Raw genomic sequence first — 23,195 nt, 5'->3', positions numbered from 1 at the left:
TGATAAAAGTAAGCCTCCATGTGAGGACTTTTAACAGGAGTGAAGCTGAATGAAGTCTATGAAATATGTTCTTGTGCTTCTTGTTCTCTTTAGTTCATTAGCCTCTTACCCCGTTAATGCGCAATCACAATTTAAAGATGTAGAGGGGCATTGGGCTTCAGACGCAATTGAATGGGCGGTATCAGAGGGGATTGTAACCGGATACTCGGACAACACCTTTAAGCCGAACCGTTCCGTTACGCATGCAGAGTTCCTATCCATGGCATTACGCTCCCAAAAGTTCAAAATCTTGCATGGCACAAATCAGGACAAATGGTACTACGATTACTACATAACAGCCACCGCCAATAACGTTTACAGCGGGTTCACATCCGATGGGGACAAGCCAATTCGACGGGGCACCGTTGCCATCATACTTGCCTCGATTGCCGGACAACACCTATCCGAACAAGAGGCAGTCCAGTTCTTATTGGATAATAAAATCTCTAATGGGAAAACCTCTGCTACCGTTCAGGGATATAAGCCTTCTGAGAAGCTTACGAGAGCTGAAGCGGTTCAGTTCTTGAAATCATTCTCGACCTATATGAAGAAAGTGAAGTCGCAATCGCAATCAGATTCTAACGATAATGGAAATGCCGAAGAGCCATCAGAGCCTGCCCAAGAAGTGAACAACCCAAGACCCGTGATCTCGGAGGAGCAGAAACATAAAGATTCGCTTGCAAGAATCATCAACCAGTACAATCCAACGATTCGCAAAGAGCAGGCAGGAGAAATCCTAGGATCTCTTACCGGCAAGAAAGAACTGGATGAAGATACCGCTAAGAAAATCGGAAGAGGGGTCATATGGACATTTCATGATTTAGGAAATCATATTCGAATGAAGGGTTACACGCTGCAGCAGGCCATCGATCACCAACTACAAATTTATGGGGATATTCCGGATAATGGCACTAAAGATACAGGGGAACAATTGTACAGCTTCATACAGAAATATAAAAATGATAAGTATTATTTTGAAGAGGGGGATGTGGTGGGGCTTAAGCTGCATGAGGAAAAAGTCACTATGGTCGATCCAGACTCCATAATGGCTGCAATCTATCCAAATGCTGTATTCGTATATACAGTTCGATATGAGGTTCTAGAGGAGATCCCATTCGAACTAAGAGCAGGAGTTGCAAAATTAGAAGTCTTCCAAAAAACGATTTCCTACATTATCGGGTATGATCCGAAATACGAGCGATATGTCTATATCGGCTATCGCTATGAAACAGACGACAACGAAGAGGACTCTACAATCTCGAAAGTATATAGGTTTGGATAAACCAGGGGAATTAATCTCCCCCAATCTAGCGCAGCTAGCCTAAATAGCCGACTAACGTCAAGTCCGTTAGCCGGCTATTTATCTCTTCGAGTCTGATTACATGCCCATTATTCTATGTCTAATTTCGTACTAAAAATACACAACAAAATAAGAGTTCCGCTTATCCATGATAACCGGAACTCTTACTATCGCGTATCGTAGCTATTCAATTGTTCGCGCTCCATTTCTTCATAATACCGTTATCCTCGCCCTTCTAATGAGAGTCTTAAAATTTTGGGTTAACGCATTCGTAGTTTGGCGGAATCTCATCCCTTCAAGCAATCTGTGACGCCCTATCTTTAGGGACTAGCTGTGCTGTATGGTTACCCGCATGCTCGCCTGGCCTTATGCGTAACATGCTTCGCCTCACCTGATCCAATGGACTATCCCCTTTCCACTTGCAGGTTCCTGATCCTTCCGCTGTTTCACTTGCTGTTGCTGCTTCTTTTGTCATTTCACTTGCCACTGTAAATCGTGTAGCTGAGCCATGTTGGCTGTTCCCTTTCTAATAGATTGTGTGGTTCGTGTTGCTGATTTAAGAATATACGATTTTATTTATTGTGTAAATATTCAGAATATTTAATATAGTGCGAAATATACGAGAAATAAGAGGGCTATCGCTCTTATTCTACGTTTTTCGCACTCTTACATTATGATCGATGATCTGGACCAACCGACACCCCTTATCAAAAGTCAGGCTTACTAAGAGAATCGCGCCTGCGACGCGGTTCTTCTATGTTTTAGTTATGCTGGAATAGGTCCATTATTTGAACAGAAAATGTAAGGTTTAGTTCCTTATTTGCCTGCGTTCATGTATTATCCCACATTTCTCGACTATGTTTGACAAAACATGCTATAATTATGACATATATAGTAAGAGAAGATGACATAATGGGGTGGGTAATATGTTTCAATGGTTAGGATGGCGTCAAGGCTTACCGTTGTGGTGGTCTTACCGATTGAATGCTTCATCGAAAGCTGATGTCGAGTCAATTTTTGAAGGGATCGCCGAGACGCGTGTACAACTGTTGATGGATTGGACGCATGAAGGCTGGCGCAACCTCGATCGTCTAGCGGACGGTCTGCAGTCGACGGAGGGGGAAGAGAGTCGGGCACGGCTATTCGCCGATGCTTACTCTCGCATGAGCGACGTGACTGAGCTATTCCAAATCGATCAGAACGGGAAGGTCGTGTATTCCACTTATCCTAGTCATATTGGCATGCTGATTGACAGTTCATCTAATATAATGGCAGGGATCAACTATTCTCGAGCCGATGAGCGTTCCGTACGGCGATGCTTGTTCGGCCCGTTCGCGGACCCGCTGACGCTTAAGATCGGCCCGCGTTCCTCCACTTTCCATGACAAAATGACGATTGCCTTTATTTATCCGGTCATCCGGGAAGGTCATTGGGAAGGCGCGATATGCGCGAGAGTCCCGAACGACGTTATCGGTGATTTAATTCAGCGCGAGTCTGGGCACGTATATCCTGACTCCGGCGATAACTATCTCTTCATGGCTAAGCCCGCTCTGCAGCAGCATATTATGCCAGGGACAGCGCTATCCCGCAGCCGTTTTGAAGACCGAACGTTCACGCACGGTGACAACTTGAAGGATGGAGTTCGCACCGATTGGGGCATCGTGTCCGTCAAGGAACATACGGAGCTGGAATTGATGTTCACCGACCCTGCAACCGGACAATTGCATCCAGGCGTCGCCAATACGATCCGCAACGGCAGCAACCTGTTCGTCGAGTTTCCGGGGTATTCCGACTATCGCCACATTCCCGTCATCGGCAAAGGGGTCACTTTCCAGCTTCCCCACTGCCCGGACACATGGGGGATGATGTGCGAAGCCGATTTGGAGGAGGTATACCGTGTCCGCAGCATCGCGCTGCGTCAACTCAAGCCGCAGGCGGCGTGGACGGCGGCTTGCGCCGTGCTGTCGGGCGCGATTGTCTATACGGTCGCTGCCACGGCTTCACCGCTTGCCACGGGCCTCTGCGCGGCGGCTGCCGGCCTTGTCTTCGGAGGAGCGATGATAGCAGCCAGCTACGCCCGCGGCCGACGCAAAATCGTTCATCCTCTTACTGAAATTAACCGATTCATTCGCATTAACGCAGAAGGCAAAGGGGATTTGACGAAACGGCTTAAGACAGAGCAATTCGACAACGACGAGACTCGCGATCTAGCGAAATGGATCAACAATATGATTGACTCTCTAGAAGGCATCATGTTGAAGGTGAAGCTTGCTGCCGCAGACGTAACGTCCAGCCAGAAGGTTCTCGGTGACTCTACCGTAACAACGGCGCAGTCGACCGAGCGTGTCAGCGCCCGCATTCATGAGATGGTGCGAAGCATCCGACGGCAGTTGAAGGATATCGACGAAGCTAAGAGCGTCGCCGATGAGGCGCGGCAGACGCTAGTCACGCTTGAACAGAAAGCGTCTCAGCAAATATCGGTAGCTCAGAACGAAGTGGAGCGGATTGGGGATACGATAGCGAACATCTCCGACAAGGTCGCCGACACGAACGAGACGATTCGCGTCTTTACGGAGACGGCGCACGAAATTCGCAGCGTGCTTCACGCGATCGAGGAAATATCGTCACAGACGAACTTACTTGCGCTCAACGCCTCCATCGAAGCCGCCCGCGTCGGTGAACATGGCCGCGGCTTCGCTGTCGTCGCTGCAGAGATCCGCAAGCTTGCAGACCTAACGCGCACATCGACGGAGGAAGTACACGACATCGTAGAGAAAATCGAAGCGCATGCTACAGAGGCCCATGCCTCTATGAACCAAGGAACCCAAGCCGTGCAAGAAGGTACCGAGCTCGTCGCAGCCGCCATGGAGACGCTTAGGAGTGCCAAGGAAGATGACATCCTGAAGACGAAAGTTATCGATGAGGTCGTCGCACTGATGGAGAAGATTGCTTCGGTCAGCATCGAGAACCGCTCGATCTCGTCGGAGGTCGAGGTCAAGGTGCAGGAGCTCCAGACGGACATTATGGACGTAAGACACACTTCCCGCAACGTGGAGGCGATTACCGCCTTCCTGCAGCAGTTAGTCGGTCAGTTCCATCTGACGGTGACACGGGAGCGGTAACCGACATCGCGATAATGGCCGAGCCGGGCACATGGAAGCGCATGCGCACAGATCGATGTCAAATCAAAGAGCCTAGACTGACGTTCGTCAGTCTAGGCTCTTTGGTCATACCGGACCCACTCTACCCCTTCGGCACCGCACGCAGCCACTCTGTTGGCTGACGCTTGGCGAAATGCTTCTCCACAAACAGAAGAACCTTATCATTACCGGTATGACCGTGCTCTTGACTGCTTCGTCGAAGGTCATCCACCGGTACTCACTATGCTCGTGATTTAATACAACATCCTGTCCATCCTCAACATAGCCCACGAATACAGGTGCCATATAAATATAATTGTCCGCAGACGAATAGAACTGGTCGAGCCGGTTCGAATTATACAAGTCGACCTCTGTTATACCCGTCTCCTCGTTAATCATATACATTCTAGTCACGATATTAAGAAATGAGAGCTCGATTCCAGAACGGAATCATGTATTGAACCGCCGCGCATATAGTTAAGTTGAACACGCCATCCCGGGAACAGCCAGCGCTGCCCGCTCATACGCGCTACCGGAATGACGAATGCCGCAGCTATATAGTTTCGAACAAAGGGGAGCCCTGCTGTGAAAAAAATAATCGTCTTGATTGTGCTATGTGGATTATTGTTATCTGCCGCCTGCTCTTCATCATCGCCAGCCGAGACAACAGCCGATTCACCCGACTCATCCACAACACCCTCGCCTATCACACCAGACACGCCCGCCGATCCTGCCGATCCTTCTGACTCGGAGGCAGCGCCGAATCCGGACGACCATTCAGACGGCACAACTGACACACCTCCCGTCACGACACCGACGGAGCCCACAGGATTCGTGTCCCCCTATCAATTCGAATACCCGGATGCAGTTCGCGGCATATACGTTACCGGCTGGTCCGCCGGCGGTGAGAAAATGAAGTCGTTGCTGCAGCTCGTAGACGATACAGAGCTTAACGCTATGGTCATTGATATTAAGGACGATGACGGCTATATTACGTTCAAGCCGGAAGGCGAGCTGGCCGAATACGGGCAGCCATACATCAAAGATCCTGAAGCGCTGCTGAAAACACTAGAGGAGCACCAGATATATCCGATCGCCCGCATCGTTGTGTTCAAGGACTCCGTCCTTGCGAAGAAAAAGCCGCAGCTTTCTTATACGCTTGACGGCAAAGTATGGCGTAACGGCAACGGCGACGGTTTTGTTAACCCCTTTCTCAAGGAGAACTGGCAGCACAACATCGAAGCGGCGATTCTCGCGGCTAAGCTAGGATTCCAAGAAATTCAATTCGACTACGTTCGGTTTCCAGAGGGATTTGAAAAAAAGGATAAAATGTTACAATATTCTATGGGCGAGTACGCAGATAAGAAGCCCACTAAGTTCGCCGAGCAGGAGAAAGCATACGCCGAAGCTTTGGCTGACTATGAGGCTGGACTCACCCCGCTGCAGGCGGCAGTCGATACGGCATCTGCTGCTTATCACGCTGATCCGACCGATGAGAGCAAGAAGACATTAGACGATGCTAAGAAGGCGTTAGCTGACTATAAGAAAACAGAGCCTAGTAAGCCGGATTTCAGCGAGGAGGCACGGTATACGCAGCTGCGCGTCGACGCCGTCACCGACTTCGTCCAATATGCCAGAGAGCAGCTTAAGCCATATGGCGTTAAAGTATCGGTCGATATATTCGGTTACTCTGCAACGCTGCCGGAGGCACCCGGTATCGGGCAGAATTTCAGCCGGATTGCGGAGAATGTCGATGTGATCTCCTCCATGATTTATCCAAGCCACTGGAATGATGGCTACTTCGGCATTAATCATCCGGACACCGAGCCGTATCGGCTCGTACAGGAATATACTAAGCGGGAGAAGGAAAAGCTCGAAGCACTGGAGACACCGCCGATCTCGCGTCCTTGGATCCAGGACTTTACCGCCTCCTGGCTCCCGAAGGGAAGCTATATCCGTTATGGTAAGACACAGGTTGATGCCCAGATTCAAGCGCTCAAGGATGCAGGCATCTACGAATATTTGATCTGGAATGCCGGTAATAACTATTCCGCGAACGTAGACTATACGCCTTAGTCTAGAGAGGAAGAGGACTTCCCATTAGTCTACGGAGCGAATCATTAAATGTTCGTAGCAAGAGAGGCGCTTACTATGTCTGATTCGAAGCATATTCGAACCGAGAAACGGCGTAAGAACTGGACGGAGCATTCATGGTTCGACATCATAGGAGAGCTGGCAGCGGCCGGCATTCGGCTGCTAGTCCGTGCGCTCCGGCATTTATTTGATTAGAGCATTAGAGCATAAATTAAGGGATTGCCTTGAACCGGCAATCCCTATTTCCACTTATTCTTTTGCAGCAACAACGATCTCAATCTCATCCAAATTGATGCTTTGACGCTTACTCCATTTCCCCAACGTACCGCCCCAGATGTTCTCAACCTTCAATCCCACCTGAGAAAACATCTGTTTCAATTCAAACGGCAGGTATCTTCGCTCCTTCACCTCAACCTGCTTCTTGCCTTCAGGCAAATTCCATTCGTCCATATAATGCTCTACCATCGTTACAGGATTAAACCTGCCGGAATCAACATCTTCTTGAGTAAGGCTGCGAAGTTTTGCGTAAGCATTCAAGGTTGTAAGGATAAATCGCCCCTTGGGCTTCAATGCGTCCGATATATGGCGAAGAATCGCCAAATCATGTTCGACGGGCTCCTCATCTCTGCCGACTAAACCGAATGCCCCCTCGCATAGACAGATTACCGCATCGAATGTCTCTGCTGGGGTGTATTTCGCAGCGTCACAATGAACCCATTCAACCTCCACATTCGCTTCTGCAGCCATCTTCTTAGCTTCCGACAGCATCCCCGAGGATATATCGACTCCTGTGACCTGGTATCCACGCTTTGCCAGCTCGATAGAATGTCTTCCTGTGCCGCACCCTACATCAAGAATGGTGCTTCCTTCCGGGAGCTTCAATTCTTCAATCACAAAATCAACTTCCGAAATGGTGTTCTTAGTAAAACCATTATTCATGTAGTGGGGTGCATGTGCATCAAAGAAAGATTCCCAATTATTTATATTCAACTCGTTATACCTCCATGTTATGTGAACCACGGAAGCACATCAATATCTCAACGTATAAGTGTAACTTCCGTCGTTTAGATTTGCCTATTTCCCTCTTGAGGATATACGAACAGACTTTTCATACTGCATCTCTCCCTTTATACAATATAAATAAAGTATAGTTCTGTGTTACATCTTTTACAATAATATTCTTATGCAGGCTTGTAACGGATTGTCTCAAGATTACTCGAAAAATCTATTAACCCAGTTATAGCATTTCCAAAGTACTTCATCAGAAACTAAATCAGACCTATGCTCGAACATGATCTTTACGTTATTGTTCTCTTGTATGATCGTGTTTAAATATTGTTCAATAGGTGCCCAACCATCACTTGGCGATTGACTAGGCAGTACGGGGGATCGGCTATTTTGAATTATATTATCATTAGTTATTTGAACGTTAGATAAGTGAATCGTTTCTGCAAATCCTGCATATTTCTTTATCGCTGATTTAGAATCGAAGAACGGGTCTAATCTATCTTGTAGAAATAACCTCGCGTATCCAGACAAAGCCTTAAATCGCTGTATTGATCTAAATAAATGTTCAAGAAAGTCATCATTGTATATGTATTTATTCAAGGCATCGAACTCTAAGATAGGGGTAAAGTCATACTCTCGACCTTTCTGGGAAAGCCACGCGAATAATGCTTCACTAGTTTCTTTGAAAATCAAAACTTCCGTATTGGCCTATGTTAAATCTGTCCATACTCCTCCCCATAACTTAAGCCTGAAACAATAATTCCTTCTATGGATTTATTAACCATATATGTATCAGCTTTAGCTTTTCATGTTTCTCCCAAATGGTATTTAGCACAAAACGGCAATCAAGCCGATCTCGTGAAGCAGCTTATTTAACTGTGTCACCAAGCTATACGGGAAGCTCAGCGCCATTGGTTCGCAGCCGAGTCGCTTCCACGAAGCGATACGCCACGCTTGGCGCGAACCGGCCGAGCCGCAGCAGCAGCGGCGACAGCCCGCGGCTCGACAAGCCTGCCTGCAGCAGCAGCCCCCATCGAAGCGGCCCGGCAAAATCATCTTGCAGCGTCTCTGTATACGCTGCGCGCCAGCCCCCAAGCGTGAGTGTGCCGCGCAGGTAACGGTCCGCCATCGGCGCGCACAGCGACGCCGCATGAAGGCCCATCGCCATCCCGTCGCCGCACAGCGGCGGGATGACGGCTGCGGCGTCGCCGATATGCGGCACGACGCCCCAGGGGCGTGGCACGCGGGTGAGCGCCACCGGCGTCACCGCGGCCGAGCCGTCCACCGGCTGCGCCTGCCGCAGCCGCTCCGCCAGCGCGGGAACCGCGAGTGCTGCCGCCGCCACTACGCCGGCGGCAGCGGAGCCGGACGAGCGGAACGCGTCCGGCGTCACAAGCGCGGCGGCGTTCACCGTGCCATTACCCATCGGCACGAGACCAATGTAGCCGCCGCGAAACCAATACAGCTCCACGACCGGCTCGGCCGTTACGCCCGCAAGCTCCACCCGAACGCCAACGTAGCTTCCGCCGCGTAGCGTTCGGGCAGACCACCGGCTCGCACGCCTCAGCATGCCCGCCGCATTGGCTGTGCCCGCGCCGCCCCAGCCGCCGGCGCCTGCATCGGCAGCGGGCGGCTCCGCCAAACCCGCCGCCGCAACACGCCCCCACGCGCCAATGACCGCGCGTGCCTCCAGCACGGCTTCGCCGTGCTCGCGTGAGCGAACGCCCACGCGCCAGCCGAGCGCTCCTCGCTCGATCGAGCGGACCGTGACGCCGGTCCGCACCTGCGCGCCGCGCCGCTTTGCCTCGCGCTGCAGCGCACAATCAAGCGCATAGCGACTTACGCTATGCGCCGGCTCAGGCAGCGGCAGCTCCAGCGGCCGCCCGCTGCCTGCCGACAGCCGGATGCGCGCAATGGCTGGCGGTGCCGGCTGCAGCTCCTCCAGCACAGCGCTAAGACCTAGCGCTGCCAATGAATGACGAGACTCCGGCGACAGAAACTCGCCGCACACCTTCACACGGGGGAACGAATGCCGGTCAAGCAGAACCGTATCCCAGCCTTGTGCTGCCATTGCGCATGCCATTGAACCGCCTGCAATTCCCGCTCCTACTACAATTACGTCATGCATAACACTCCCTCCCCCACATGAATCGGTATGTCACTCAATCGCTCTCCCTTAACTGTCTTAACCCCCGTCTGCCCGATACACCAAGCAGCAATAACGAAAGAGCGGACGCCAGACGAACTCTAGATGATAAGCCGGGTCCACGGCCTGCAGCCGATTCCGAAAGCACCGCCAATCCGATGCTCGAAACCCTTTAGCCACCGAGAGCGGGCCATCGTGCCGTATGTAGCGGTTACGCGACACCATCCTCGCCGCAAGCCATACCGCAGCCCACGCTGCCGGATGACGATGAATATCGCCAACCACACAGCCCATCCGCGCACTGCGTGCCATTGCATTCAGCGCCTGTACCGCCTGATCCTCCTCAAAATGATGCAGCACCTGTGAGGCAACCGTTATATCCGCATAATGATCCGGCAGCTCGAACAGATCAAGCCTCTCCACCTTGACACGCGGCTCTTCCTGATACAAAGCCCTCGCCTCAGCACAAGCCTCTTCCGTAATATCTGCCAGCGTCAGCTGCAGCACAACGCCTCTCCGCTCCGCCCATCGAAGCAGTGCGCCATTCACATCCCCTTGACCACAGCCGATATCGAGCACGGACAGCCGATCAGGACAGCCTGCCTTACGCCACAGCCGTTCCACTCCGAACACGATCGGACCCGAAGCGGCAAACAGCAGGTTCAGCCGACGAAGATGCCGGTGAGCCTCCCGCAGCGCTTCTCCGCCGGAGGAGGCGTAATCGTCCATTAGCTCTGGTTCAGCCGCTCGCCGTCTGAGTAAGATATCGCTCAACGCGTTCACCAAGCCTTTCCGCCATCGCTACCGGTCTTGACTGGACTCGCAAGATGCAGCGTCGAATCATACGTGTCCATCTCCATTAGCATGTCGTATAAACCTATCGGTTATTCTGCGCAGGCGGCCCCCCCTGGCCAATAAGTCAGCCGCAGCAGTTCGGCCGTCAAGCCAGGTCCGAACGCTACCGCCAGCCCTTCATTCGGTCCGCTTCTCTGCCTGCGAAGACGCTCCTGAGCTCCCCGCAGCACGAACATAATCGTTACCGAGGACATATTCCCATACGCTCTCAGCACCTCTCGGCTCACCGACACCTGCTCATCGCTCAGCTCGAACAGCTTCTGCATCGCATCGACGATTCCTTTGCCTCCCGGGTGAATGGCCCACCAGCTAGGTGTCCAGCCCGGCGCATACTGCTCCAGCATATCCGGCACGTATTGACCGAGCAGCTCTGGAACCTTCGGCGATAAATACAGATCAAATCCGTTGTCTCCAACCGTCCACCGCATGGACTCTGCCGCCGCAGGAGCAAGCTCCGATCGCCCCTCCGACAGGATGAACATATCCTTGGTCCGCCGTACCCCTTGATCGCTTATTACAGAAGGACGGCCTATAACGCAGGCCGCTGCGCCATCTCCGAAGAACGCCGCCGCATACAGCGACTCCCGATCCCCTGACGGCTGTGTATGCAGCGTGCACAGCTCAACACATACAATAAGCGCAACCGCTTGCTCCTCCGCATGAACGAGCTCACGTGCCGTTCGGATCGCTGTCATCCCCGCCGCGCATCCTAAGAAAGTTAGAGGCAGCCTGCGCAAGCCGCTTCGCAGCCCCAGTCGGTGCGCCAGCTCGGCATCAAGACCTGGAAGATACATCCCCGTACAGCTAACTGTTAGAAGATGCGTAATGGCTCCTGCTTCCACGCCGCTATCTGCTAAAGCCGCTCTCGCCGCCCGCTCCGCTAGAATCGGCGCATGCTCGCGGTACAGCGCCATCCGCTCCGACGTACGCGGCGCCTTATCCCGCTCCGTTCCCGGTGCATAGCGGCTCTCCGACGCCGGTCCGCTCAAGCTCCTCTCGCACGTGTAGCGCTTCTCAACACCGCTCTGGTGAAAAATACGACGGGCCCATCTCGCCTGATCCCGTCTGCCGCCAGCCTCCAACCCCTCTGCCAGCCTCGCCGCCGTATCCTTCTGATCGAGCTGGCAATCCGGCACTGCCGTCCCAATGCCGAACAGCGCCACTTTCGTTTCGTACCGCTCCATCCCGCTCCTCCTCTATTAACGGCTGTTGATCCACGAGGTAACTCATGATGCTTAATCGACGTCGAAGCTTAATCCAGCCCTCGAAACCTCGTACTCATGCAGGTCTCACCTACACTCCGCTACTCGTTCTTCGGTCTGAATCAACCTTCTCGATGCTGAACAGCCTATGCGTTCCCCCAACGTGCGAATAGGGACAAACTGCTTCCATTGTATTCATTCATCAATAGCGATAGAACGAGGAGCCGCATTTGAGTAACACACGACGAGAACGGCCATTCTAATACCGACATGAACCGATGACTTTAAGGAGCGATGCCGTCACATGAATAAAATAATTCCTATTCTACTGTCCATCGCACTGGTCTTCGCGGGCTGCGGTTCCCCCAACCCTGCACCTGCTCCATCTCCAGTCGAGCCTAATCAGAGCAGTACCCCACCTCCTATAAACCAGGTGCAGCGGGGGAGCCAGACAGGCTCGGCCCTGCGGGCGAAAGCGGCTACACCTACAGCCAAGCTCATCGTGAATGGCCTGAAATCAAGCACTGCTCCGATCATTCGAAACAGCACGACCTACGTTCCCGTTCGTGCTGCTGGCGAAATGCTGAACAAAATTGTTAGTTGGGACAATGCTACAAAGACCGTCTACATTAACGACAAGCAACAAGCGTTAACCAAACCGTCGAGCAAAAAACTAAAATTAATCGTCAACGGCAAGCAATCAAGCGTCGTCCCGCTCAACCTCAGCGGCACAACCTATGTTCCGGTTCGCGCAGCCGGTGAAATGCTGAACAAGATCGTCAATTGGGCGAACGCCACGAAGACCGTCTTCATCACAGATCGGCAGTACGATCTCGTGCTGAATTTCCCGAGCGACCGTTACCCAGAGACCGCCTCTCATATCAAAAGTGCGATTAAGCGTGGTAAGACGCCAATCTGTACGATCGATCGAGATGGCGCTGACGAAAACCGTGAGAAGTCGCTTGCCGGCATCCCGACCAAAACGGGCTACGATCGCGATGAGTTCCCGATGGCTATGTGTGCGGAGGGCGGAGCTGGAGCAGACGTTGCTTACGTGAAATCAGCGGATAACCGCGGAGCAGGCTCATGGGTAGGCAACTTCCTGCAGGATCGTCCGAACGGAACCCGTGTATTGTTCGTTATCGATGGAACAAGCGGAACCGTTACACCGAACCCGACAACACCAACCAATCCGAGCACGGTCTATTACAAAAGCTGCGAGGCTGCTAAAGCAGCAGGCGCTGCACCGCTCTACAAAGGACAACCCGGCTACAGCACCGCCCTTGACCGCGACAAAGACGGCGTTGCTTGCGAGAATTAACTTGGCGAGCGTCTCCCGAACAGATCAAGCAGAAGTGGCACCACCGCCGTTGGAACGTCAGTGGTGCCACACCTATGCAACAAGAGCGCCTCTCGGCGCTTTACCCTATCATTTGCTGCTCCTTATCGCACTCTCCCAGTCAGACTCTTTAATTACTCCCGATCCTTCGACCATAACAGCAGGAAGCTCACCAAGCAGCTCCAAGCAGCTCCGAAGCGCTAAACTATACGCCTCATCCGTAGACGGCTCTACATAAGAGTTCCATAGCACCGCTCCTTCGCTGAACATCCGCTCTACGTGCGGAATAAGCCGACCAATATGATCTGTAACGGGCCGAGCCTCACATCGCTCAGACTGATATAGCTGTGGATACACGATACGACCGATCGGACACGTCAGTCCAGACTCTGTCATCGGGATCACGGTCTTGAACACATCTGGACTGGCCGCAATCTTGTGCTCTCCTGACCAAATCGTCTCCTGAGCGGCCGCGATCGAATCTGCCAAGTTATAAATCTCTACCAGCTGTGAATATTTCGACATTGTGCCAAGCCCCAAATGAGGATAATCCGGCCATCCCGAAGCATAAAGCTTGCCGCCGTCCGCCCACACGAGCGTTTTGTCACCGCTCATGAACAAAAAATGAAATCGATGCACCAGCTCCAGAAGCGTCGTCGACTTGCCCGCTCCTTTCTGTCCAACAATTATCGATGCCTCGTCGTCTCGATAGGCACAGGTCGCATGCACGACGACTACACCGTAATTTTCTTCATTCTTCAGCACCAGATCACGGATTAGCTCGATCAGTACAAGGTTCTCCCGCTCGCTGCCCTCCAACGCCCCAGTGATAATAATAGTCCGTTGTCCCTTATCCATTGCGATGCAAATACCCGTCTCGTCACATCTGAAATATTCCGTCTCCCCAATCCCAATCCGTCTCGCTCGAATGGTAAAAAATGACGATGTACTCTTCCGAATGTACACCTCATCCCCTTGCTCCCACGTTATATGATCGAACTGCGAACCGTCTCGAATCACTTGTATGACGGCCAACGGATGATCAGATGCCTGCCCTCTTCCAACCTCGAAGTGCGTGCCGAAAAACTCGAACACAGGCTCCAGCGAAACCCCATCCTCGATCCGAAATTCCAGTTCGGTATGCAAATAACGCAGCGTTACCTGTTGAAAGCTCTGGTTCATACGTTTACGACCCCCATACTTTTCTGTAAGTATAGAAAATTATTGAACTAATGTAAATTACTTAATTTCCCGCACAAAAAAAAAACCGCAAGCCCATAAACAAGGCTCACGGTTTCCTAATTAATATATTATTGCAGTGCTTCCTCTTCCAGTGCTTCAAGCGCGCTTGTGTCCAAGCCGAACACCGCCAGCGCTTCGTCAAGCGTCATCGTGTCGGTCGGAATTTCTTGTTTGAACGTCTGCTTCTTATTAATGTCTTCGTACTGCATACGCACATACATATCAAGCTTAATCTCACCACTGCCGTCCTCTGGCGTGATAGCTAGGTCGGTATCAATTCCTTGATAAGCCACGTAATCGTCCTTCAGACCATTCGTTATCGAAATTTCGTTTACTTTAACTGTTTTCTTCGCTTGCTCCAAAATCGTCGGACTGTTATCCGCTACATACTGCTTGGCGGAATCGAGATTCTCCTTATTCAGACCAGTCAGCTTCAAATACTCTTCGTTAGCAGCAATCAAATCAATAACCGCCGGCACCACTTTATTAAGAGCCAGCTCAAGTGCTGGTTCGAACGTTTCATTCGTTACTTTGAATTGAACGAGCTGATCGTATTTCGCACCCTCTGGCAAACCTTGCACGTCAGCCGCCTTTGGCTTCGAGAAATATTCCTTCTCTTCGAACGGATTGATAATCGCATCGAGCAGCTTAGCAGACAGCTCGCGCTGCTTATCCGTTTGGCTGAATATTTCTGCGCCTTGGTCTTCGGCAAGCTCTTTCAGATCAATCTCGATGAACTTGCTCGTCAGCTCCGTTGGAATAATCGGGAATGACGGGATTTTGAGATAGGCGCTCTCTTCTGTCACGATGAATGGAACTTCCAGCGTCGTCGACGTTCCGTCTGCCTGCCATTCCAGCTTCAGTTTAAGATCTGTACGCTTTGCGTCCATATCGAATTGCCCGTCAAATGCCACCTTAGCGCCTTTAATGATATCTAACACAGCGCCCACTTCATCGGCTTCCGCCTCTGGCACTTCCAATTGATCAAATCCAAGTGTACCGCTGTACGTGTACGATTGGACCTCAGCCATCTTCTTATAAGAATCCTGCAAGACTTGCTTGCTCGACTTGCCGCTGCTGCACCCAGCCGCTACGAGAAGCATACCAGCCATAGCTGCGACTGCTGCTTTCTTCATCCAACTCACTTTTATAACTCCCCCTTTTCTTTATCTCATAATACTTGAAATCATGAATATTTAACACCCCTAGATATAAAAAAATCCCGTTTCCATCTACTTATGGAAACGGGTTATATTCCTAAGTCGGTTCAGAGCCCTCACCGTTATTGTGCCGGGAATGGTTCTGCTGCTTCACCTTCTTCGAGCCGGATAGCGGCTGCTGCGGTTGATTGTGATGGCGCTGGCGGCGACTCGCCCTGCTGTCCGACTCTGGGTTCGGCACAGGTATGCTGTCAGGCTTACTCATAGTGGAACGATCATCTCCTGTCTATAAATTGACACTTGTAGTTAATCTCCGGTCTTAGGCGTCGACAAATCCGAAGGATGATCGTGGTTCATCGCCGCTTTATTACGGCGATCCGCCACATCCTGCTGCAGCTGCTGAGCATGATGGCTGTTGACCGGATCGATCTCAAGATCCTCCACGACGTTCGTCAAATTTTTGTCCACGCCGCCTTTGGCCTTTGTCATCGTTTTTTTCGCTCCTTCCAGCGTATCTTAACCTATATCTTCTTCTGACCTCATGGCTCGGAGCTTAATGATGCGTAATGGATTGCAGCGCCTGAGCGCATTCATGAAGATGCCGTTTGTAATCAAGGGCAAGCTGTTGGATGATGTCGGTCCGTTCGTCAACCGACTGGCCTGCCTTCTCAACGTCGATCAGCTCGACCTTTACTTCCCGGCTGTCCACGTATCCCACTTTAAAATCAAACGAATAATCTTGATGCCCCGCCGTATGAATCGTTACTCGCAGCGCTTTCGGGTCGCCCGCGTCGGGCCATACCTCTGCCTGATCGGATGAGTTAATGGTCGTCGGCAGCGTGCTTAGCCATGCACTTGCTAGCTGCTCCTGGTCAATCTGCAGCTCATCTTGTTGTTCCATCGCTATCCACCTCCACACCGTTTAAGATGCGGAATCGAGCCGTATTTTATGCTTATGCGGACATATCGGAATGCAAAAAGGGCTGCGCGACAGCGCAGCCCTATGTAGATTCATGATAAAGGTAAACTGGCGGAGAGGATGGGATTCGAACCCATGTGAGCTTGCACTCTAACGGTTTTCAAGACCGCCCCGTTATGACCACTTCGGTACCTCTCCGTATTGAAAGGAAACAACATAAAGATTGTACCATAAACAAAATCAAACAATCAACTAGAAAAAGAGCTCAACCTCGAGCTCTTTTTCCAATTGTATAATACAGCTTATTTCTTCGTAATAACCTCGATGCCGCCCATATAAGGACGCAGCACTTCCGGAATAATGACGGAGCCGTCAGCTTGCTGATAGTTCTCCAAAATGGCAGCAAATGTACGGCCGACCGCAAGACCCGAGCCGTTGAGCGTATGCACAAATTCTGGCTTGCTCTTCGGCTCCCGGCGGAAGCGGATGCCTGCCCGGCGAGCTTGGAAATCCTCCACGTTCGAGCATGACGAAATTTCACGGTACGTATCTGCGCTAGGCAGCCATACTTCCAAATCGTATGTTTTCGCCGCTGTAAAGCCCATATCGCCCGTGCAGAGCGCCAATACGCGGTACGGCAAGCCGAGCAGCTGCAGTACGCGCTCCGCGTTCGCCGTCATTTTCTCCAGCTCGTCATACGACGTTTCTGGCGTGACCATCTTCAGCAGCTCTACCTTGTTGAACTGATGCTGGCGGATTAGACCGCGCGTATCGCGGCCCGCTGCGCCCGCTTCGGAACGGAAGCATGCACTGTAAGCAACATAATACTTCGGCAAATCTTCAAGCGACAAAATTTCTTCACGCGCAATATTCGTCACCGGCACTTCGGCCGTTGGAATCAAGAAATAGTCCGAGCCTTCGATCTTGAACAGATCCTCTTCGAACTTCGGCAGCTGACCTGTACCGAACAAGCTGTCGCGGTTGACGATATATGGAGGCAGTACCTCCTCATAGCCGTGCTTGTCGCTGTGCAAATCCATCATAAAGCTGATAAGCGCACGCTCCAGACGAGCGCCTAACCCGCGGTAGAAAACGAATCGCGAGCCCGTTACTTTAGCTGCACGCTCGAAGTCGAGAATGCCGAGCTCCTGAGCAATTTCCCAGTGCGGCTTCGGCTCAAAGCTGAAAGCAGTTGGTTCACCTATGCGGCGCAGCTCGACATTATCTTCCTCGGATGCGCCAACCGGCACACTCTCATGAGGCATGTTCGGAATCGCTTCAGTCAGTTCATCGATTTGTGCTTCGAGATCGCGGATCTCCTCGTCAATTTCTTTAATACGGTCGCCGACCTGACGCATCTCGATAATAAGCGATTCTGCGTCGCCGCCCGACTTCTTCAGCTTTGCCACTTCCTGCGAAACGACATTACGACGATTCTTCAAGTTATCCGATTCTGTCAACAGCTCACGGCGTCGTGTATCGAGCGCTGGAAAACCTGCAATCAGCTCCTCCGATTTGCCGCGGTTCACAAGCGCCTGTACTACTTTATCGTAATCGTTTCTTAGCCATTTCACGTCTAACACGAATCATTCTCCTCTCTATTCCGGAAGGCTGCCTTCGAACGGTTAGCCCCGGCGTTCAGCTGCTTCACGCGCCATGTTAACGAAATAGGCATGCAGCCGGTAATCGTCCGTTAGTTCCGGATGGAACGAGCAAGCAAGCAAATGGTTTTCACGAGCAGCTACAATCTCATTCTTATATGTCGAGATCACATCAACGCCTTCTCCAACTTGTTTAATCAGAGGCGCCCGAATAAATACAGCCCGAATAGGCTCGTCGATCCCTTTCACATCAAGATCCGTCTCGAAGCTTTCGCGCTGACGACCGAATGCATTACGCTGAACCGTCATATTCATCAGCTCAAGATGTGCATCGTCCTGTCCTTCAATCCGCTTCGCCAGCACGATCAATCCTGCGCAAGTACCGAACAGCGGCTTGCCTTGCGCAGAGAACTCGCGAATCGCGTCGATAAAGCCGTATTTCCGCATCAGCTTGCCAATCGTCGTGCTCTCGCCGCCAGGAATAACAAGACCGTCGAGGCTTTCCAGCTCCTCCGTACGTTTGATAGCGACCGCTTCCGCGCCTGCCGCCTCCAATCCGCGAATATGCTCCGCTACTGCGCCTTGCAATGCCAATACGCCAATCTTCATCTCTTAATACCCGCTTTCTTATCCGGTCCATCTTCGCTCCCGAAGACGTGTGATCATGGCCCGTTATTCTAAGTATGTCCCTGCATTGTCGAAAAGCCCCTGGATAGGGGCTTTTCTCTCTGCTATATCATACAGCTCGATGCCTGCTCGCCGGTGAGGACGGAAGCATTAGATGCTGCGATCCTGCATGCGGTCGAAGCCCGAGAGCGTCTTGATGTCGATGCCTTTCATCGGCGTACCGAGGTTTTTCGATACTTCGGCAATCAGCTTATAATCCGTGTAGTGAGTCGTCGCTTCCACAATTGCGCGAGCGAACTTCTCAGGGTTGTCCGATTTGAAAATACCGGAGCCGACGAATACGCCGTCAGCGCCAAGATGCATCATAAGCGCAGCGTCCGCTGGTGTAGCTACGCCGCCTGCTGCGAAGTTAACAACTGGAAGCTTGCCTGCTTCTGCAACCTGCAGCAGCAGATCGTAAGGAACGCCGAGAACCTTCGCTTCGTTGAACAGCTCGTCCTTCGACAGGTTTTGGACTTTGCGAATTTGACCGTGGATCAGACGAAGATGACGAACCGCTTCAACGATATTGCCCGTTCCTGGCTCACCTTTCGTGCGGATCATCGATGCGCCTTCTTGAATACGACGGAGCGCTTCGCCAAGATCCTTCGCGCCGCAGACGAATGGAACCGTGAACTCGTTCTTATTGATATGGAACACTTCATCCGCCGGCGTCAGCACTTCACTCTCGTCGATGTAGTCAACACCCATCGATTCCAGCACTTTTGCTTCTACATAGTGACCAATTCGAGCTTTCGCCATAACCGGAATGGAGACGACTTTCGTAACTTCCTCTACGATTGTCGGATCAGCCATGCGGGCTACGCCGCCTGCCGCACGAATATCGGAAGGAACACGCTCAAGCGCCATTACCGCTACCGCGCCTGCCGCTTCCGCGATTTTTGCTTGCTCTGCGTTCATGACGTCCATGATGACGCCGCCTTTTTGCATTTCGGCCATGCCGCGTTTAACGCGCGAAGTACCTGTTTCCATCTCCTGAATTCCTCCTAATTAGATGCGGATACATTTATTTCTCCGAATGTAACTCTAACCATTAATTTTACATGATGCATAGCGAATCGACAACCCTAGAAGCTGCGATTACTGCGACTCTTTGTACATTAAGCATGCCTTGCTCGTCATTATCCGAACAGGTTAGCAATTCCGCTGAACAGGCTTGAGAAGAAGTGGCCGATGTTGCGGAACAGCATCGTGAACCAGCCGGCTTTCTTCACGTCCTTCGACGCGATGAGATCAACCGTCTGCGTCAGCTTCTGATTCGTGTCTGGATTCGTATACTCATAAGTCACCGTACCCAGCTTCTGGCCTTGCTTGATCGGTGCGACCAGCTCCTTGTCTGGGAGCAGCTCCGTCTTCACGACTTCTGCCTGAGGCTCAGAGCCTTTCTTCACGAGGAAGCTTACGTCAGATGCTGTCATGACTTCAACGGATTTCTTCTTACCTTTTTTTATTTTGACCGTCTTCACCGCTTCTACAACAGTCTTCGGTGGAACGATGGTCTTCTTCTCAAAATTGGCATATCCATAATCGTACATCTTGGCTGTCTCTCGGAAACGCGATCCCTTCGAATCCGCATCCATAATGACACTAACATAGCGCAAGCCGTTCACTTCAACCGTACCCGTGAAGCAGTAGCCTGCAGCGGACAGGTAGCCTGTCTTCATGCCATCTACGCCTGGATAAGCGTATGATTTCAGCTCCGTCACATCTTTATTCGAACCGAGCATGTAATTGTAATTGATCAGCTCACCTTTATCCCGCTCGCGGAATTTGTAACGAGGAATGCTTGAGTATTCCAGAAACTCTGGATGTTCGTTAACAATTACAGATGCCAACTTTGCTTGGTCACGAGCCGATATAACCGTCGTCTCTTCAAGTCCCGCCGGACCAGTATAATGTGCCGAAGTCAAGCCGAGGCTCTGCGCCGTTTCGTTCATTTTATCCACGAAGCCCTGAACGGAGCCTCCTATATGCGCTGCCAATGCAATTGTCGCATCACTTGCAGAACCGACCGCCATTGCAATATACAACTCTTTAACCGTATGCTTCTCGCCCACTGCCAAATATACTTGCGAACCGTCCGGCGGTACCGTTGCCGCTTCCTCAGATGTAGATACCACTGTATCCCACGAAAGGCGACCCGCCTTAATTTCTTCAAGGACAATGTACTCCGTCATCATCTTCGTCATACTTGCCGGAGGCCTTGGTTCATCCGCGTTGAACTCATATAACACTTGCCCAGTTGTAGGCTCTACTAGAATAGCCGCTGATGCATTAATGCCTAGCGGGTTCCCTGCGCCTGCGCTAGTCGAGGCTGCCTCGCCCTCAGCAAATGCAGCTGTGGAACCGAGCGCCAACATCACCATCCATACTGCCAACATTGCCGCTGTTATTGAGCGCAGGCGCCCCAGCTTATACCTTACTATCAAGTTCTTCTCCCCATTTCCCCATAAGCTATGTCCGCTCATATTGTAACATAGGAGCCTACTATAAAAAAGCCAGACAGGTATGATGCTTTCTTCCTGTCTGGCCTTGATGTTCCGCTCCGATTGTCGCCAAGAGTGGACATGACATATGAATGGGCAGCTTTTTAGTCCCAGCTGCTTCCTGTATTAAAGAGAATAGTTCGGCGCTTCTTTCGTAATTTGTACATCGTGCGGATGGCTTTCTCGAAGGCCTGCACCCGTAATACGGATGAACTGCGTATCGTTCTTCAGCTCTTCAATCGTCGCTGTGCCACAATAGCCCATACCGGAACGAAGACCGCCGATCAATTGGTGAACCGTATCCGCCATAGCCCCTTTGTAAGGAACACGACCTTCGATGCCTTCTGGAACGAGCTTGCTCTCATTCTCTTGGAAGTAACGGTCCTTACTTCCTTCCTTCATTGCGCCAAGCGAGCCCATACCGCGGTACACTTTGAAACGACGGCCTTGATAAATTTCCGACTCGCCAGGGCTTTCTTCCGTGCCGGCGAGCAAGCTGCCCACCATGATCGCACTTGCGCCAGCCGCAATTGCCTTAACGATATCGCCGGAGTACTTGATGCCGCCGTCCGCAATAATTGGAATGTTATACTCACGAGCTACCGAAGCGCAATCGTAAATCGCCGTAATCTGTGGTACGCCAATACCTGCAATGACGCGCGTCGTGCAGATAGAGCCTGGTCCGATCCCGACCTTAACAACCGAGGCGCCAGCCTCGATCAGATCACGCGTACCTTCACCTGTTGCTACGTTGCCAGCGATAATTGTCAGTGTCGGATATTTCTCGCGAAGCTTCGCAACGGAGTTCAGAATGTTGCGGTGATGACCGTGTGCGGAGTCAACAACGATCGCGTCAACCCCCGCGTTCACGAGCGCTTCCGCACGCTCGAACGTATCCTTGGAGATCCCAATCGCCGCACCGCATACAAGGCGGCCATGCTGATCCTTCGCCGCATTCGGGAATTGGATCGCTTTCTCGATATCTTTAATCGTAATGAGCCCTTTAAGCACACCGTTCTCGTCAACGAGCGGCAGCTTTTCAATTTTATGCTTCTGCAGCAAAATTTCGGCCTGTTCCAGCGTCGTACCGACCGGTGCTGTAACGAGCTCCTCGCGCGTCATGACCTCGCTGATCTTCATCGAGTAGTCATGAACGAAACGAAGGTCACGGTTCGTCAGAATGCCGACCAGTTTGCCTTGATCATCGACGATTGGCACACCGGAAATCCGATACTTGCCCATCAACGCTTCAGCATCATATACGTGATGATCTGGTGTCAAAGAGAACGGATTCGTAATAACGCCACTCTCTGAACGCTTCACGCGATCGACTTCCTCCGCTTGCTGTGCGATGGACATATTTTTATGAATAATGCCAAGACCGCCTTCACGTGCTATCGCAATCGCCATTGCCGACTCCGTAACCGTATCCATCCCTGCGCTAATGATCGGAATGTTCAGCTTTACGCTGTTGCTAAGCGCGGTTGCAACCGAAACCTCCCGCGGCAGCACTTCCGACTTGCGCGGAATGAGCAGCACGTCGTCAAACGTAAGTCCCTCTTTGGCGAATTTTTTATCCCACACGAGTATGTTCCTCCCTTAATTTCATACCTGTTTAACCTTGCCTGACGTATATTATTGCAATATTATCAGAGGGGTTTTAGGCTGTCAAGGCTGTAACACCGCCATTTCGCGCCGTTTTCATGACGTTTTTCATTAGTAGGAAACACTTGATTCTAATGGAAAACGATACCGATGAGTGCAGGGGCAATAGTACTGCCCTTCTGCGTCCGCCATTCACAGTAGGACATAAGGATAAGGCTGATTCGCAATCATTCCCCTTATGTCGCCACTTCTCCTCCATTGCCAGTAGTATGAGCTTAAAAAGCCTCAGGGTTGAGAAGGAGTTATATCCAATTGGTGAAATACAAAAAAACCACCGTCATTAGACAGTGGCTTCTCTGTGCTTGGCATCGT

20 protein-coding genes, 1 tRNA gene and 1 pseudogene are annotated in these 23,195 nt (G+C 51.6%); 6 read left to right on the top strand and 16 right to left on the bottom strand.

Annotated features, from left to right (window positions below):
* Positions 1-49 precede the first annotated feature (49 nt).
* Positions 50-1,321, top strand: a complete 1,272-nt coding sequence (locus tag PXY01_RS20310) for an S-layer homology domain-containing protein (protein ID WP_127572685.1) — start codon at positions 50-52, stop codon at positions 1,319-1,321.
* 944 nt (positions 1,322-2,265) lie between these two features.
* Positions 2,266-4,461, top strand: a complete 2,196-nt coding sequence (locus tag PXY01_RS20305; RefSeq protein ID WP_127572683.1) for a methyl-accepting chemotaxis protein — start codon at positions 2,266-2,268, stop codon at positions 4,459-4,461.
* Between the two features lie 428 nt (positions 4,462-4,889).
* Here PXY01_RS20305 and PXY01_RS20300 read toward each other — a convergent pair whose 3' ends face one another.
* Positions 4,890-5,306, bottom strand: coding sequence for a hypothetical protein (locus PXY01_RS20300; RefSeq protein WP_127572681.1), 417 nt, complete (start codon positions 5,304-5,306; stop codon positions 4,890-4,892).
* 7 nt (positions 5,307-5,313) lie between these two features.
* On the opposite strand from PXY01_RS20300, the gene PXY01_RS20295 reads away from it, so the two are divergent.
* Both PXY01_RS20295 and PXY01_RS22460 read left to right on the top strand, forming a co-directional pair.
* Positions 5,314-6,555, top strand: coding sequence for a putative glycoside hydrolase (locus PXY01_RS20295; RefSeq protein WP_127572679.1), 1,242 nt, complete (start codon positions 5,314-5,316; stop codon positions 6,553-6,555).
* 48 nt (positions 6,556-6,603) lie between these two features.
* Entirely contained in the window at positions 6,604-6,768 is a 165-nt protein-coding gene (locus PXY01_RS22460) for a hypothetical protein (protein WP_164744515.1), read from the top strand.
* 54 nt (positions 6,769-6,822) lie between these two features.
* Here PXY01_RS22460 and PXY01_RS20290 read toward each other — a convergent pair whose 3' ends face one another.
* The 4 genes from PXY01_RS20290 to PXY01_RS20275 form a co-directional block, all read right to left on the bottom strand.
* Positions 6,823-7,512: a class I SAM-dependent methyltransferase gene (locus PXY01_RS20290; RefSeq protein WP_187699611.1), complete on the bottom strand. Its 690-nt coding sequence runs from the start codon at positions 7,510-7,512 to the stop codon at positions 6,823-6,825.
* Between the two features lie 958 nt (positions 7,513-8,470).
* Positions 8,471-9,652 (bottom strand): NAD(P)/FAD-dependent oxidoreductase, encoded by a 1,182-nt coding sequence (locus PXY01_RS20285; protein WP_246028031.1) that lies wholly within the window; start codon positions 9,650-9,652, stop codon positions 8,471-8,473.
* 114 nt (positions 9,653-9,766) lie between these two features.
* The gene (locus tag PXY01_RS20280) at positions 9,767-10,501 is read right to left on the bottom strand and encodes a methyltransferase domain-containing protein (RefSeq protein ID WP_246028027.1); all 735 of its coding nucleotides are present in this window, start codon (positions 10,499-10,501) and stop codon (positions 9,767-9,769) included.
* Between the two features lie 110 nt (positions 10,502-10,611).
* On the bottom strand, positions 10,612-11,766 hold the full coding sequence (locus PXY01_RS20275; protein WP_127572673.1) for a type III polyketide synthase: 1,155 nt from the start codon (positions 11,764-11,766) through the stop codon (positions 10,612-10,614).
* Between the two features lie 322 nt (positions 11,767-12,088).
* Here PXY01_RS20275 and PXY01_RS23405 point away from each other — a divergent pair.
* Both PXY01_RS23405 and PXY01_RS22955 read left to right on the top strand, forming a co-directional pair.
* Positions 12,089-12,928: pseudogene (locus PXY01_RS23405) on the top strand (stalk domain-containing protein); the annotation flags it as partial.
* A complete protein-coding gene (locus PXY01_RS22955) occupies positions 12,917-13,105 on the top strand; it encodes an excalibur calcium-binding domain-containing protein (RefSeq protein ID WP_246028030.1) in 189 nt (62 codons plus the stop codon). The pseudogene PXY01_RS23405 and the gene PXY01_RS22955, both read left to right, overlap by 12 nt.
* Before the next feature lie 108 nt (positions 13,106-13,213).
* Here the strand turns inward: PXY01_RS22955 and PXY01_RS20265 are convergent, their stop codons facing one another.
* The 11 genes from PXY01_RS20265 to guaB form a co-directional block, all read right to left on the bottom strand.
* Complete coding sequence (locus PXY01_RS20265) at positions 13,214-14,305, bottom strand: phosphoenolpyruvate carboxykinase (ATP) (protein WP_127572669.1); 1,092 nt, start codon at positions 14,303-14,305, stop codon at positions 13,214-13,216.
* Between the two features lie 128 nt (positions 14,306-14,433).
* Positions 14,434-15,510 (bottom strand): hypothetical protein, encoded by a 1,077-nt coding sequence (locus tag PXY01_RS20260; RefSeq protein WP_127572667.1) that lies wholly within the window; start codon positions 15,508-15,510, stop codon positions 14,434-14,436.
* Between the two features lie 112 nt (positions 15,511-15,622).
* Positions 15,623-15,790: a small acid-soluble spore protein P gene (locus PXY01_RS20255; RefSeq protein WP_127572665.1), complete on the bottom strand. Its 168-nt coding sequence runs from the start codon at positions 15,788-15,790 to the stop codon at positions 15,623-15,625.
* A 41-nt stretch (positions 15,791-15,831) separates the two neighbouring features.
* Entirely contained in the window at positions 15,832-16,014 is a 183-nt protein-coding gene (locus PXY01_RS20250; RefSeq protein ID WP_127572663.1) for a hypothetical protein, read from the bottom strand.
* 64 nt (positions 16,015-16,078) lie between these two features.
* Positions 16,079-16,426 (bottom strand): hypothetical protein, encoded by a 348-nt coding sequence (locus PXY01_RS20245; protein ID WP_127572661.1) that lies wholly within the window; start codon positions 16,424-16,426, stop codon positions 16,079-16,081.
* Positions 16,427-16,553: 127 nt separating this feature from the next.
* Positions 16,554-16,642 (bottom strand) — tRNA-Ser (locus tag PXY01_RS20240).
* Positions 16,643-16,746: 104 nt separating this feature from the next.
* The gene (serS, locus tag PXY01_RS20235; protein WP_127572659.1) at positions 16,747-18,027 is read right to left on the bottom strand and encodes a serine--tRNA ligase; all 1,281 of its coding nucleotides are present in this window, start codon (positions 18,025-18,027) and stop codon (positions 16,747-16,749) included.
* Between the two features lie 42 nt (positions 18,028-18,069).
* Entirely contained in the window at positions 18,070-18,654 is a 585-nt protein-coding gene (gene pdxT, locus PXY01_RS20230; RefSeq protein WP_127572657.1) for a pyridoxal 5'-phosphate synthase glutaminase subunit PdxT, read from the bottom strand.
* A 168-nt stretch (positions 18,655-18,822) separates the two neighbouring features.
* On the bottom strand, positions 18,823-19,704 hold the full coding sequence (gene pdxS / locus PXY01_RS20225) for a pyridoxal 5'-phosphate synthase lyase subunit PdxS (RefSeq protein ID WP_127572655.1): 882 nt from the start codon (positions 19,702-19,704) through the stop codon (positions 18,823-18,825).
* Positions 19,705-19,853: 149 nt separating this feature from the next.
* Entirely contained in the window at positions 19,854-21,113 is a 1,260-nt protein-coding gene (locus PXY01_RS20220) for a D-alanyl-D-alanine carboxypeptidase family protein (RefSeq protein ID WP_373864311.1), read from the bottom strand.
* A gap of 231 nt (positions 21,114-21,344) precedes the next feature.
* Complete coding sequence (gene guaB, locus PXY01_RS20215; protein WP_127572652.1) at positions 21,345-22,802, bottom strand: IMP dehydrogenase; 1,458 nt, start codon at positions 22,800-22,802, stop codon at positions 21,345-21,347.
* Positions 22,803-23,195: the final 393 nt, after the last annotated feature.

The sequence above is a fragment of the Paenibacillus xylaniclasticus genome (assembly GCF_004001065.1).
Classification (GTDB): Bacteria; Bacillota; Bacilli; order Paenibacillales; family Paenibacillaceae; genus Paenibacillus_T; species Paenibacillus_T xylaniclasticus.
The sequence above is the reverse complement of the archived record's forward strand: the minus strand, read 5'-3'. Positions and strand labels throughout refer to the sequence as shown.